The organism is Pseudomonas sp. 478 (assembly GCF_003254125.1).
Lineage (GTDB): Bacteria > Pseudomonadota > Gammaproteobacteria > Pseudomonadales > Pseudomonadaceae > Aquipseudomonas.
In genome coordinates, this window is sequence record NZ_QKZG01000015.1 from 127,748 (window position 1) to 141,627 (window position 13,880).

9 protein-coding genes are annotated in these 13,880 nt (G+C 59.3%); 6 read left to right on the forward strand and 3 right to left on the reverse strand.

Going from position 1 to position 13,880, the window contains the following annotated elements; translation table 11 throughout:
* Positions 1–221: 221 nt before the first annotated feature.
* Positions 222–1,574, reverse strand: a complete 1,353-nt coding sequence (locus tag DFS28_RS25895; protein WP_111452010.1) for an HD domain-containing phosphohydrolase — start codon at positions 1,572–1,574, stop codon at positions 222–224.
* Positions 1,575–1,831: 257 nt separating this feature from the next.
* On the opposite strand from DFS28_RS25895, the gene DFS28_RS25900 reads away from it, so the two are divergent.
* The 5 genes from DFS28_RS25900 to DFS28_RS25920 are packed head-to-tail and all read left to right on the forward strand — an operon-like array spanning position 1,832 to position 10,228.
* Positions 1,832–4,138 (forward strand): bifunctional diguanylate cyclase/phosphodiesterase, encoded by a 2,307-nt coding sequence (locus DFS28_RS25900; protein ID WP_111452011.1) that lies wholly within the window; start codon positions 1,832–1,834, stop codon positions 4,136–4,138.
* Positions 4,135–6,024 (forward strand): bifunctional diguanylate cyclase/phosphodiesterase, encoded by a 1,890-nt coding sequence (locus DFS28_RS25905; protein ID WP_111452012.1) that lies wholly within the window; start codon positions 4,135–4,137, stop codon positions 6,022–6,024. Before DFS28_RS25900 ends, DFS28_RS25905 begins: the two co-directional genes overlap by 4 nt.
* A 33-nt stretch (positions 6,025–6,057) precedes the next feature.
* Positions 6,058–7,017 carry a cytochrome-c peroxidase gene (locus DFS28_RS25910; RefSeq protein ID WP_111452013.1) on the forward strand — a complete coding sequence of 320 codons (960 nt, stop codon included), beginning with the start codon at positions 6,058–6,060 and terminating at the stop codon, positions 7,015–7,017.
* Positions 7,014–8,825, forward strand: coding sequence for a DAHL domain-containing protein (locus DFS28_RS25915; protein ID WP_111452014.1), 1,812 nt, complete (start codon positions 7,014–7,016; stop codon positions 8,823–8,825). Before DFS28_RS25910 ends, DFS28_RS25915 begins: the two co-directional genes overlap by 4 nt.
* Positions 8,822–10,228, forward strand: a complete 1,407-nt coding sequence (locus DFS28_RS25920; RefSeq protein ID WP_111452015.1) for an ATP-binding protein — start codon at positions 8,822–8,824, stop codon at positions 10,226–10,228. Before DFS28_RS25915 ends, DFS28_RS25920 begins: the two co-directional genes overlap by 4 nt.
* 7 nt (positions 10,229–10,235) lie before the next feature.
* On the opposite strand, the gene DFS28_RS25925 is transcribed toward DFS28_RS25920, so the two are convergent.
* Positions 10,236–11,564, reverse strand: coding sequence for an APC family permease (locus tag DFS28_RS25925; protein ID WP_111452016.1), 1,329 nt, complete (start codon positions 11,562–11,564; stop codon positions 10,236–10,238).
* 353 nt (positions 11,565–11,917) lie between these two features.
* Positions 11,918–12,739: a carbon-nitrogen hydrolase family protein gene (locus DFS28_RS25930; RefSeq protein WP_111452017.1), complete on the reverse strand. Its 822-nt coding sequence runs from the start codon at positions 12,737–12,739 to the stop codon at positions 11,918–11,920.
* Between the two features lie 125 nt (positions 12,740–12,864).
* Between DFS28_RS25930 and DFS28_RS25935 the strand changes: the two genes are divergently transcribed.
* On the forward strand, positions 12,865–13,665 hold the full coding sequence (locus tag DFS28_RS25935; RefSeq protein WP_111452018.1) for a LuxR C-terminal-related transcriptional regulator: 801 nt from the start codon (positions 12,865–12,867) through the stop codon (positions 13,663–13,665).
* The last annotated feature ends 215 nt before the right edge of the window (positions 13,666–13,880 follow it).

Here is a 13,880-nt window from a genome sequence, read left to right on the forward strand (position 1 = left end):
CAGGATCGTCCTTGGCAAAAGGCGCAAGGATCACATAGCTCCGCTGCCTCGTCACGCCGAAAACATCTCTGCAGACATCCGCAAATCCCCTGTGGGAGCGGGCTTGCTCGCGAAGGCGGCGGGTCAGTCAACATCAATGTTGAATGAAAAACCGCCTTCGTCGGAACGCCGCCCGGAGCAAACCCGCTCCCACAGGGGGGATTGTGTAGAGTCTGGGAAAACTAACTGGCCTCGAGAACTGCAACGTCTTCCGGCACCTTCACGAAAATGCTGTATTTCGCGCCTTCCATGGCTTCGAAGGCAATCAACTTCTCCACCAGTGGCCCGTTCAACACCTTGCCGGCATTGAGCAGCAGCATGCCGTTGTCGGCATTGAGGTTGCGCGCCAGGATCATGCCCGCCGCCACTTCCCGTGTGGTCAGCACCTTGACCGACGGATCGGCCAACGAGACATCGCTCAGGTAGGCGGCACAGACCTGAATGAAATCCTCCACCAACTCGGGATCGTAGAGTCGCCCGGCATAGCTGCGGATGTAGACCAGTGCTTCATCGCTGTTCATCTGCCGCTCGAGGATCAGCCCGCGCTGCAATTCGATGAAATCCACCGCCAGTTTCAACAGCCGCGACCCAAACGGAATCGCCTCGCCCTTGAGCCGGTCGGGGAAGCCGCTGCCGTCCCAGCGCTCCTGGTGATGAAGAATCAGACGGGCGGCGTCCTTCATCGGATCGAGCGTCATCAACAGCGATTCGCTCTGCTTGGGATAACCGCGATAACGCTCCCGATCGTTGTGGTGCAGCAGGTCCGCGGGCGCGGTCATCATGCTGTCGGTCCAGCTCAGTTTGCCAATGTTGTAAAGCGCCGCGGCCATGGTCAGGTCGCGACTGGTGCCCTCGTCCAGGCCATGAAGTTTGCAGTACACCCGCACCAGTTCGATGATCTGGCGGTTGGTCTGTTTGGCCGGCGGCAGGCGCAGGTTGGCCAGCAGCGAGAACACCTCGGTGCCGGTGACATAGCTGTGCTTGAGCTCTTCGTAGGCCAGGTCGAGCATGTCGGCGGTCTGCTGCAGTTCGGCAGTGCGGGCGGCGACGTGTTTTTCCAGGGTGATGTTGAGCGACTTCAACTGGTCGTTCTGCAACCGGGTCAACTGCTCCAGACGCTGGCGTTCGCGCTCGGAGTATTGATGAGCGAGGGATTGGCGCAAGGTCAGGAGCATTTCCTCGTCGCTCCAGGGTTTGCTGATGTAGCGGTGAATCTTCCCTTCGTTGATCGCTTTGATGATCGTCGGCATGTCCGCGTAGCCGGTGAGCAGAATCCGGGTGGTCGTCGGGTAAAGCTGATGGATGCGGGCCAGCAGCGTGGCGCCGTCCATATTGGGCATGCGTGCGTCGGTCATCACCAGGTCAATGGAGTGTTGCTCCATGATCTCCAGCGCCTGGCCACCGCTGGTGGCCAGCAGCAACTCGTAGGGCTGGCCGCGTAACAGGCGACGCAGGCTGTTGAGGATTGATTCCTCGTCATCGACCAGCAGCACCTTGGGTTTATCGTTCAAAGTCGTGGGGAGTTGCTCTTCCATGGCGTCACCTCAAGAAAAACGGGCACATCGTTGTGGCAGGCCCCGAGGCAAACATCCCCTATTGCCGGAGCCTGACCTACAGGCTAGATGATTTTCAGCCCGCCAACAGAAATGATTCAGCTCATTGAGTTGCGCGAAGTGCTGGACAGGCGACTATGCTGAGCTGACTCGGATCCAAATCTGCACGTCCGGTCAGGTGATTTTGGAAAGGAAGCCCCCATGCGAAAACCGCATCAAGCTGCCGCCGGTACTGGCGTATGTCGATAAATACGCTGCTGGCGCGGACCAACCGACGGATTCTTATCGTCGACGACACAGCCTCGATTCATGCGGACTTCGCCAAGATCCTCAGTCCGCCATCGATCGATGACGACAGCCTGATCAGCGCCGAAAATGCCCTGTTCGGCACTCCTGCGGCGCTATCGCTGCAGAGCTTCGTGCTCGATTCGGCGTTTCAGGGCCTCGAAGCCCTGGACAAGGTCGAGACGGCGCTGGCCAACGACATGCCCTATGCAATGGCCTTCATCGACATGCGCATGCCGCCAGGCTGGGACGGGCTGGAAACCATCGAACGGCTATGGCAGGTCGATCCCAAGCTGCAAGTGGCGCTGTGCACCGCTTATTCCGACTATTCCTGGGAAGACATCGACGAACGCCTGGAACTGGGCGATCGCCTGCTGATTCTGAAAAAACCCTTCGATGCCATCGAAATCCGCCAGATGGCCAGCGCATTGACGGCCAAGTGGCAAATGACCGAAGACGCAGAGCTGAAGATGTCGCTGCTCGAACAGGCGGTCGAAGAACGCACCCGAGAGCTGTCCGACGCCAACATCATCGTGCAGAACAGCCCGACCATTCTGTATCGGTTACGCGGCGAACCGTCGTTTCCGTTGATGTACATCTCGCACAACATCACCAAATACGGTCATGTCGCGGCGAAACTGGTCACCTCGACCAACTGGGCCCAGGAACTGATCCATCCCGATGATCAAACCAAGGTCGACACCGCCATGGCCCGGGTGCTGGACCGTCATGCGGCAGGTGCTTCCATCGAATTCCGGATGCGCACTGGCGAAGGCGCCTGGCGCTGGGTCGAAAACCGCTACATCCCGGTGCGCGACGATGAAGGCCGTTTGCTGGAAGTCGAAGGCATCATCATCGACATCACCGAACGTAAACTGGCCGAAGAGAAAATCGCCCTGCTGGCCCGCACCGACGGGCTGACCGGGTTGGCCAACCGGGCGACGCTGATCGAGCGGTTGCACCAGGCATTCGCCTCGGCGCGTCGGGGGGCGGCACCGTTCGCCATGTTTTACCTGGACCTGGATCACTTCAAACGCATCAACGATACCCTCGGCCATCCGGTGGGCGACCTGTTGCTGCAAGAGGTTGCCCGCCGGATCAAGGACTGTGTGCGCGAAAACGATGTGGTGGCCCGCCTCGGCGGTGACGAGTTCGCGATCTTGCAACTGGACGTCGGCGACCCGACCCAATCCGCAGCCCTGGCCGCCAAGATCCGCGATACGTTGGTACTGCCCTATTCCCTGGCCGGCAATGATGTGCGGGTCTCGGTGAGTATCGGCATCAGCAGCTGTACCCCGGAAAGCACCAGCGCCGACAGCCTGCTGACCCAAGCCGACATGGCGCTGTATCGCTCCAAGGAAAAGGGCCGCAACCAGTACCACTTTCACTCCGAAGAGATCAATCAGGAGGTGGTCGAACGCATGACCATCGCCAGCGACCTGAGAACGGCCATCGAACACGAAGAACTCGAACTGCATTACTGGCCGGAAGTGGACTTGACCAGCGGCAAAATCCTCGGCATGGAAGCGCAAGTCAGCTGGAACCACCCTGAGCGCGGTTTGCTGGAAGCCCCGGCGTTCCTGCCCGCGGCGGAAAAGACCGGCACCATCGTCGCGCTCGGTCACTGGGTGCTGGATCGCGCCTGCCGGCAAATGCGTCAATGGCGCGATGAGGGAATGGCGCCGCCGGTGATTGCGATCAAGCTGTCCCTGGCGCAACTTAAAAGTGGTCCCGAACTGATCTATGACGTGCTGCGCACCACCGCGCGCTGGGAACTCTGCCCCTGGGACCTGCGCTTCGACGTCACGGAAGCGACACTGGCCCAGACCAAATGGACCCACAACGATGTGCTGCCGCGCCTGCGTGAACTGGGGGTGAAGATCGCCATCGACGACTTCGGCACCGAGTACTCCTCGTTCGACTACCTCAAGACCTACCAGGTCAATCACCTGAAACTCGCTCAGGCCTTCATCGACACCGCCGCCCGCGATCCGGCCAGCGCGAACACCTTGCGCGCCATCATCAACTTCGCCCGTGAAGTCGGGATCGGCATCATTGCCGAGGGCGTCGAAACCCAGGAGCAGCGCAGCTCGCTGATGGCCACCGGTTCACCGATGAACGCCCAGGGTTACTTTTTCAGCAAAGCGGTCAGCAGCCAGCAGGCCGCCGAGCTGCTGAAGGCCGGCAGCATCGTGCCCCCGAACCATGACATCGGGCCGATTCTGGAAAACTCGCCGCGCTCCACGGAGGACAAAGGATGAAAACGCCTTTCGTGCGGACTAACCGGCGCATCTTGATCATCGATGACACGCCCTCGATTCATGAGGATTTTCGCAAGATTCTTGGCGCCGAGATCGAAGGAGAAGAGCCCGGAGGCGAACAGACCCTGGCCGGGGCTGAAGAAGCCCTGTTCGGCACCGTGCAGCTTGATCGGCTGACGTTCCAGCTCGACTCGGCCTACCAGGGCCAGGAAGCCCTCGAACTGGTCACGCGCTCACTGGCCGAAGGTCGCCCCTATGCCATGGCGTTCACCGACATGCGCATGCCACCGGGCTGGGACGGCCTGGAAACCATCGAACAACTGTGGAAGGCCGACCCTCACCTGCAAATCGCGTTGTGCACCGCTTTTTCCGATTACACCTGGGAAGACATGGCCGAACGACTGGAATTCGGCGACCAGTTGCTGGTGCTGAAAAAGCCTTTCGACAGCCTGGAAATCCGTCAGATGGCCAGTGCACTGACCTGGAAATGGCAGATGGCGCAAGACGCGGCGATGAAGGTCCTGAGCCTGGAGCAAACCATCGAGGCGCGGGTCCACGAACTGCTCAAGGTGTCGCACCTGTTGCAGTACGACGTACTGACCGAGCTGCCCAACAGCACCTTGCTCGGTGACCGGTTGAACCAGTCCCTGGCCCTGTCCCGGCGCCATGACAAACAACTGGCCGTGATGTTTCTGGGCCTCGATCGCTTCAAGCGCATCAACAATGCCCTGGGTCATCCGGCCGGTGACGAAATGCTTAAACAGGTCGGGCGCAATCTGGTGGCGACGGTGCGCGAGTCCGACTCGGTGTTTCGCTACGGTTCCGATGAATTCGTGGTGATCCTCGCCGACGTCCGCCATCCCCAACAGACCAAGGGCATCGCCGAAAAACTCTTGAACGCCATCCGCGCGCCCCAGCACATTGCCGGCCACGACCTCAGCGTGACCGCCAGCCTGGGCATCAGCATTTACCCGGACGACGGCTTCGATGCCATCGCGCTGATCAAGAAAGCCGAAACCGCGATGCGCAACGTCAAGGAAAGCGGCCCGAACGATTTCAGGTTTTTCATCGACGAGATGAACCAGCGCGCCCGGGATCAGCAAAGCATCGAGAGCGGCATTCGCCTGGCGCTGGAACGCAACGAATTTGTCCTGCATTACCAGCCCAAACTGGACCTGGTCAGTGGCCAGGTGGTCGGTGCCGAGGCGTTGATCCGCTGGCAAAAACCGGGGCACGGTCTGGTCTACCCCTCGGACTTCATCAGTATTGCCGAAGACAGCGGCTTGATCGTGCCGTTGAGCAAATGGGTGCTCGCCGAGGCGTGCCGACAAGCCTGCGCCTGGCAGGCCGCGGGGCTGCCGAAAATCTGTATGTCGGTGAATATGTCGGCCATCGATTTCCGTCAGCGAGACTTTGTCGACGGCATCGAACAGATTCTCAAACAAACAGGTCTGGAACCGGCCTTGCTGGAGCTGGAAATCACCGAAGGCGTGTTGATGCAGAACGTCGAAACCACGGTAAACGCTCTGGCCCGGCTCAAGGTGATGGGCGTACGACTGGCCATCGATGACTTCGGTACCGGTTATTCCAGCCTGAGCTACTTGCGGCGTTTTCCCATCGACGTGCTGAAAATCGACCAGTCGTTCATTCGCGGCTTGAGCCGCGACAGCAGCGACGCCGCGCTGGTCAGCGCCATCATCAGCCTGGGCCGGAGCCTCAAGCTGACCATCATTGCCGAAGGGGTGGAAACCCTCGAACAACTGGACTTCCTCAAGTCACATCAATGTGAAGAGGGTCAAGGTTACTACTTCAGTAAAGCCGTGGCGCCGGACGCCTTCGTCCGGTATCTGGGGTCGGTGAAGCCCTCTTCATCCGCAGCCACGTGAACGATGCGCAGGCCCAAGCCAAGGAATCATCAGATGTCGCCTTCTTTTCACCGTCTGCTATTGGCGCCGTTGTTCGGCCTCTGCCTGAGCGCTGGCGCCGCACCGCTGGATGAACCGCTCAAACCACTGCCGGCGGTGCCCCAGCAAAATCCGCTGCGGATCGAGCTCGGTCGCCAGTTGTTCAACGAGACACGCTTGTCGGTCAACAATTCACTGTCCTGCGCCAGTTGCCATCGACTGGAAAATGGCGGTGCCGACAACAAGGCGTTTTCCCTCGGGTTCAACGGCGTTCCAGTGACGATCAACACCCCCAGCGTGTTCAACGCCAGCCTGAATTTCCGACAATTCTGGAACGGCCGCGCCGACACACTGGAAACCCAGATCCACGGCGTGGTGCAAAGCCCCAGTGAAATGGGCAGTAACTGGGAACATGTGGTGCAGATGCTGACCGCCGATGCGGCTTATCAGACCTCGTTCGCCAACGCCTACCCGGACGGCGTGACCATGAACAATGTGCAGAATGCCCTGGCCACCTATGAACGCACGCTTATCAGCGCCAACTCGCGTTTCGACCAATACCTGCAAGGCGATACCGACATTCTCACCCTCGACGAGAAATACGGTTACCAACGCTTCAAGGACTACGGCTGCATCGCCTGCCACCAGGGCGTCAACATCGGCGGCAACATGTTCCAGAAGTTCGGGGTCATGGGCGACTACTTCAAGACTCGAGGCAACCCCACCGAAGCCGACCTGGGCCGCTATCTGGTCACCAAAGACGAAGAGGACCGCAACGTGTTCAAGGTCCCGAGCCTGCGCAACGTCGCCGTGACCGCGCCATACTTTCACGATGGTTCGGCCAAGACTCTTGAAGAAGCGGTGGATGTGATGTTCAAGTTCCAGCTCGGTCGTATTCCCTCTGCCGACGACAAAACGCTGATCATCAAATTCCTCAAGACCCTGACCGGTGAATGGGGAGGCAAGCCCTTATGAAAACGTCTAACCGCCGCAACCTGGCGTTGCTTGGCGTCGTGGCTCTGATGCTGGCTTCAGTGCTGCTGTTTCTGTACCTCAAATCCAGCTCGAACCAGACGATAACCTACGCCGAATCCCGGGACCTGATCGGCCGGATCAAACAGCTGAACGCACAATGGGAAACCGAGATCCTCAAGGCCAGGATCGCCATCAGTCACAACTACGATCCGTTGGTCTCGCCACTGACCGAGATAACGGACCTTTGGGAGCGGTTCGACACCATGGAGTCGAGCCATGGCCGCAACGACTCGCCCGTCTGGCGCACCAGCCATGATGCGTACCTGAGCGCCATTCAGGAAAAGACCCGCTTGGTGGAGCAGTTCAAGTCTCACAACGCCGTGCTGCGCAACTCACTGGCGTTCCTGCCCACCGCCGAGGACGACATTCAGGAACAGTTGGCCCGGTTGGCGGACGAAGACAAACTGCAACTTCAGAACATCGCCACCGATACGTATGACTTGTTGCTCAGCAGCCTGGAGTTCGCTCAGGTCACCTCCGACGACAAGGCGGCCGACATCCTGTTGGGGCTGAACAAAATGGGGGTGAACAAACAGCGTCTACCTGAACAGTTCCACAGTCCGATCGATATTCTCAACAACCATATTTCACTGATCCTGCGTGAGCAGCCGGTAGTCAATCGCTTACTGGAAAACATCGAAGCCGTTCCCGTGGCCGAACGCCTGGACGACATTACCAATCTGCTGAACACCGACCAGCAGCGGACCGACGCGGCCAATCAGCGTTATCACTTCTACATGCTGGTGTTTTCCGTACTGTTGGTGCTGTTACTGGTGTACCTGGCGATTCACCTGATGCGCAGTTTCACGGTGATCAACCGCGTCAACAAAGCCCTGCAAACCGCCAATGAAGACCTGGAGCTGCGGGTTGAAGAGCGCACCCGCGAACTCAAGGATACCCAGAGCGAACTGCTCGACACCGCGCGCCAGGCCGGCATGGCCGAGATCGCCACCAATGTGCTGCACAACGTCGGCAACGTGCTCAACAGCGTGAACATTTCGGCCGACCTGGTGAGCCGCAAACTGCGCGGCAGCAAGGCGCTGGGCCTGGGCAAGGCCATGCAGCTGATCAACGACCATCAAGGTGACCTCGGCACCTTTCTGACCGACGACCCGAAAGGCAAGTTGCTACCCGGTTACCTGAATCAACTGGTGGACGCGATAGCCCTGGAACAACAAGGCATGACCGACGAACTGGCCCAGTTGACCAAAAGCGTGGACCACATCAAGGACATCGTCGCCACCCAGCAGTCCTATGCAGGCGCCAACAGCCTGATGGAACCGCTGCACATCAGCGAATTGCTGGAGGACGCCCTGCGCATGAACTCCGGCGCCCTGACCCGACACCACGTCACGGTGGTCAAGGAATACGGCGATGTGCCGCAGGTCATGGGTGACAAGCACCGATTGTTGCTGATCCTGATCAACCTGATCAGCAACGCCAAATACGCCATGTCCGACCTCACCAATCGCCCACGACAAATGACCCTGGGGGTCAAAATCGTCGAAGACAAGATCCTGCAAGTCAGCGTCAAGGACGACGGCGAAGGCATCGCCGAGGAAAACATGACGCGCATCTTTTCCCACGGGTTTACTACCCGCAAGGAAGGCCACGGCTTCGGCCTGCACAGCTGCGCCCTGGCCGCCATCGAAATGAACGGCCACCTCACCGCCCACAGCGACGGACCGGGCAAGGGCGCGCTGTTCACGTTGCAGATCCCGCTGAAAACCGTCAAGGAGGAAGCATGAGCGAGCTTTCGAACCGACGCATTCTGCTGATCGATGACACCCCGTCCATTCACGTGGATTTCCGCAAGATTCTCACGCCCATGCCGGAGCAGACCGTCGAACTGGACGAGATGGAGGCCGAGCTGTTTGGCAGCGAAGTGAAATCAACCCGTGCACTGTTCGAGCTCGACTCGGCCTATGGCGGCCAGGAAGGCCTGGGCAAACTCAAATGGGCCTTGCAGGAAAACCGCCCCTACGCCCTGGCCTTTGTCGACATGCGCATGCCCGAGGGCTGGGACGGTGCGCAGACCATCGAACATTTGTGGCAGGCCGACCCACGCCTGCAAGTGGTGGTGTGCACCGCCTATTCCGACTATTCCTGGGATGAACTGCTTGATCGATTGAACGCACATGACCGGCTGCTGATCCTGAAAAAGCCGTTCGACAACATTGAAGTCCAGCAGATGGCCAACACCCTGTTGACCAAATGGGACATGACCGAACGGGCCAGCGTGCAGATGGACCATTTAGGGCAAATGGTCGAACGCCGAACCCGGCAACTGACAGAAACCAGCGTTGAATTGCAGCGGGAAGTCGACGAGCGCAAACAGCTGGAAACCCAATTGGTGCAATCGGAAAAACTCGCTTCATTGGGACAGCTCGCGGCTGGCGTCGCCCATGAAATCAACAACCCCATCGGCTTCATTTCCTCCAACCTCGGCACCCTGGACGGCTACTTCAAACAACTGCAGGAAATGCTCGACGCCTATCGCGATGCGGAAGAAGCGATCGGCTCCAGCGAGCTCATCGAGCGTTTGAACCAACTGCGCGAACGGGTCGAGCTGGAGTTCCTGCGCGAGGACATTCCGCTGCTGATCAAGGAATCCAAGGACGGCATCAACCGGGTCGGGCAGATCGTCAAGGACCTGAAGGACTTCTCCCGGGTGGACTCCAATCAGGAATGGCAGTGGGCCAATCTGCAACAGGGCATCGAATCGACCTTGAACATTGTCGCCAACGAACTCAAGTACAAGGCCGATGTGCTCAAGGAATATCAGACCCTGCCCGACATCGAATGCCTGCCTTCGCAAATCAATCAGGTGATCATGAACCTGATCGTCAACGCCTCTCAGGCCATCGGCCCGGAGCGCGGCACCATCACTTTGCGCACCGGGCTTGAAGCGGAAACGGTGTGGATCGAGGTCGAAGACACCGGCGCCGGCATTGCGCCGGACTGCCTGCAAAAAATCTTCGACCCGTTCTTCACCACCAAACCGGTGGGCCAGGGGACGGGACTGGGGTTGTCCCTGTCCTATGGCATCGTGAAAAAACACCGGGGGGATATTACGGTGCGCAGTGAAGTTGGGGTGGGCACAACCTTCAGGGTCCAGTTGCCCGTGCACCAGACAAAATCAGCCGCCTGAACACCAATCAAAATGTGGCTTCCTGGAAATCCATCTCCGGTGGCTGGCGACGGAAGCCACCGGTCAGCACCGCCAGGTACACCACGCCAATCGCCAGCCAGCTCAACCCCAGATAGATCGCCAGGTGATCGAGGCTGACCATCAGCCACAAATCCGCCGCCAGACCGATAAACGGGAACAGCAGGAACAACACGAATTCACGCAGCCCTTTGTGCTCACCGCCGATCCAGTAGTGAAAGATCACCGACAGGTTCACCAGACTGAACGCCAGGAACGCGCCGAAGTTGATGAACGAGGTCGAGGTGGTGACGTCCAGTTTCAGTGCCAGCAACGCGACCACGGCGCACAGCAGGATGCTGTTGACCGGCGTGCCAAAGCGTTCATGCAAGGTGCCGAAGAACGATTTTGGCAGCACGCCGTCACGACCCATGGCGAACAACAGCCGCGAGCCGCTGGCCTGCGCCGACAGGCCCGACGCAAACTGGCCGACGATCAGGCCGATCAGGAAGATCGACACGAACAGGTCACCACCAATGTTGCGGGCAATTTCATAGGCTGCCGAGTCGACGCTGTCGAACTGGAACGACGGATGCGCGATCTGTACGAAGTACGACACACCGACGAAGATCAACCCGCCGATCAGGGTGATCAGCATGATCGCTCGCGGGATGGTACGGCGCGGGTCGCGGGTTTCTTCGGTCAGGGTGCTGACCGCGTCAAACCCGAGGAATGAATAACAGGCGATGGCTGCACCGCTCATGATCAGCGGCATCTGCATATCACCGTTGAAGAACGGTTTGACCGACCACAACGGCGTGCTCGCATCACCACCGACGTAATGAACGCACAGCGCAACGAAGGCGATCAGCACCAGGAACTGCACCAGCATCAGTAACGCGTTGATGCCGTTGGCCAGTTTCAGACCGACGATGTTGATTGCACTGGTGATGCCGATGAACGCCAGTACCCAGATCCACTGCGGCACGGCCGGGAACGCGGAGTTGAGGTAGGCCGCGCCGATCAGCCAGATCGCCATCGGCAGGAACAGGTAGTCGAGCAGCACGGCCCAACCGGCGATGAAACCGAGTTTCGGGCTGATCGCCTTGCGGACATAGCTATAGGCCGAGCCCGCGACGGGAAACGCCGAGGCCATTCGGCCGTAACTCATGGCGGTGAAAAACATCGCCACCAGCGCCGCCAGGTAAGCGGCCGGGACCATGCCGGCGGTGGATTGAGCGAGGATGCCAAAGGTGCCGAGCACGATGATCGGCGTCATGTAGGCGATGCCGAACAGCACCACCGACCCCAATGACAGGGTGCGTTGCAAATGAGCCATGAGCGACTACTCCGAATTTATTAGATTTATGGCAGAGCCGAGTTCGGCAAAAATTTACGTCTACTTCAAAAGCCACCCCTCACCCCAGCCCTCTCCCCACGGGGGAGAGGGGGAAAGGGGGCAGATCTCCATGCTTTTCAAATCCTGAGTTCGACTCGGTTATTCAGGTCGATGTAGAGCTTCGCATCACCTCGGTCAGTCCCCTCTCCCCACGGGGGAGAGGGGAAAGGGAGCTCGACCTCCATGCTTTTCAAATCCTGAGTTCGACTCGCTCTCGCAGTTCGCAGTCAATCGTCCAGGCACCTCGGTCCGTCCCCTCTCCCTCCGGGAGAGGGTTAGGGTGAGGGCTTGGTTTAACGCTCAGGAATCAATAACTCCCGAACACCGCCGATCTGCTCCACCACTTCCCCCGGCAACCGCAGCCGCTGATCATCCAGATACCGATAATCCTGCCGCGCCGCCGTCAGCTGATTCAGGTCCAGCTCCACTGCAAACTGCCCCTCCTCCCGCCCGGCCTCGAACAACAAAGTACCCAGCGGATCCACCAGCGCACTGCCGCCCGCAAACACCAACCCGCCATCGCCCTCTTCCACCCGGTTGACCATCAGCGCAAACGCCTGGTTTTCCTGGGCGCGGGCCATGATCGCGGTGCGGTGAGTCGGGCCGTAAGGGTCCATGTTGCCGTTGGTGACGATCAACAGTTCGGCCCCCAATTGCGCCAGGGCCCGGGCGGTTTCAGGGAATTCGATGTCGTAGCAAATCAGCAGGCCGACCCGCACACCGTTCCACTCACACGTGGCGTAACGGTCGCCGGGCTCGAACACACCGCGGTCCGACGCCCACAGGTGCGTCTTGCGGTATTTCAGCGCGATACCTTCAGGGGTGATCAGCAGCGTGGTGTTGTAGAAGCGGCCGTTGTCGTTCTCGGCCATGCCGATCACCACGGCGATATGGCGTTCACGGGCCGCAGCCAGCACCGCGCTGACGGTCGGACCGTCCAGCGGTTCGGCGGTTTCGGCCAACGCCTCGAGGGTCGGGAAGCCCATCAGGTGGGTTTCGGGAAACACGATCAGCTGCGTATCGGCAGCACAGGCCGCCATCGCCTTCAGCGCGCGGTCGAGGTTGTAAGCCGTGTCGTTGTCACGGCCCGCCAACTGGGCGAGTTCGACTTTCATAGGTATTCCTTGTTCTTGACCAGGCTGGCAGAAAGATTGCCCGGTCGGTGTCTGTGCGCCAGTATGCGCAGCAAGCCACCGGCCGGGAAATCACGCCGCTGGGGTAACCCGATAGGGGTAGAGGCATGACACTTTCGTTAGACGACATCGCGTGGCACCGCTCGGTCGGGCAACTGATCGACGCCCTGGACAAGCCCAATTTCTGGACGCAGCTGGTACGGTTGCTGGATCAGTACGTGACCTTCGACAGCTGGGTGGCGCTGCTTTTCAGCGCCGATCAGCACCCGCAAGTGTTCGCCGAATGTCCGGGCGCGGACGGCAGTCCCGATCAGTTGTTCCAGGATTATCTGCGCGGTTTGTACCTGCTCGATCCGTTCTACATCGCCTGTCGCGAGCAATCGCGCACCGGGCTTTATCGCCTGTCGGAAGTGGCGCCGGAGCATTTCGAGCTGACCGAGTATTACCAGCGCTACTTTCGTCTGAATGTGGTGGCCGATGAAATCCAGTTCAATTGCCAACTCGAAGGCGACCGCACGCTGTGCCTGTCACTGGGCAGCAAGCAGCGTTTCAGCGGCCAGCAGATCGCCTTGCTGTCGCTGATCCAGCCCTGGGTGCTCGGCCTGTTACGCCAGCGCCTGCCCTACGAAATCAACGAAGTCGTGGCCCTCGCGCCAGCACCACCGCCAGTCGACTGGCGCGTGCAGCTGGAGACGTCAGTGCAGCAACTCAAAGGCGCGCAATTGACCGCCCGGGAACTGGATGTCGGGCGCTTGATGCTCAGCGGTTGCTCCAGTAAAGAAATCGCCCGTAAGCTGGAAATCTCTGTTGAAACCGTGAAAGTCCATAAGAAACACATGTACAGCAAACTGGGGATCAAATCCCAGTCAGAGCTGTTTTCGATTTTTCTCCAGGCACAAAATGCCTGACACAGCCTTGAAATGCTTTCCTGTGTCGATAGATTTCCTGTGGCAAGGGGATTTATCCCCGTTCGACTGCGCAGCAGTCGTAAAACCTATGCATGCGGTCTTTCAGTTAAACCGCGGTGAATAGTTTTGGGGCTGCTTCGCAACCCAACGGGGATAAATCCCCTCGCCACAAAAGCCCATGCCACAGGCTTGCAACCCATTGAGTCCGAACCCAA

What these genes read in the sequence shown, in the direction of transcription:
- DFS28_RS25895 (WP_111452010.1), bottom strand. Translation starts at nt 1,574, where the DNA reads ATGGAAGAGCAACTCCCCACGACTTTGAACGATAAACCCAAGGTGCTG.
- DFS28_RS25900 (WP_111452011.1), top strand. Translation starts at nt 1,832, where the DNA reads ATGTCGATAAATACGCTGCTGGCGCGGACCAACCGACGGATTCTTATC.
- DFS28_RS25905 (WP_111452012.1), top strand. Translation starts at nt 4,135, where the DNA reads ATGAAAACGCCTTTCGTGCGGACTAACCGGCGCATCTTGATCATCGAT.
- DFS28_RS25910 (WP_111452013.1), top strand. Translation starts at nt 6,058, where the DNA reads ATGTCGCCTTCTTTTCACCGTCTGCTATTGGCGCCGTTGTTCGGCCTC.
- DFS28_RS25915 (WP_111452014.1), top strand. Translation starts at nt 7,014, where the DNA reads ATGAAAACGTCTAACCGCCGCAACCTGGCGTTGCTTGGCGTCGTGGCT.
- DFS28_RS25920 (WP_111452015.1), top strand. Translation starts at nt 8,822, where the DNA reads ATGAGCGAGCTTTCGAACCGACGCATTCTGCTGATCGATGACACCCCG.
- DFS28_RS25925 (WP_111452016.1), bottom strand. Translation starts at nt 11,564, where the DNA reads ATGGCTCATTTGCAACGCACCCTGTCATTGGGGTCGGTGGTGCTGTTC.
- DFS28_RS25930 (WP_111452017.1), bottom strand. Translation starts at nt 12,739, where the DNA reads ATGAAAGTCGAACTCGCCCAGTTGGCGGGCCGTGACAACGACACGGCT.
- DFS28_RS25935 (WP_111452018.1), top strand. Translation starts at nt 12,865, where the DNA reads ATGACACTTTCGTTAGACGACATCGCGTGGCACCGCTCGGTCGGGCAA.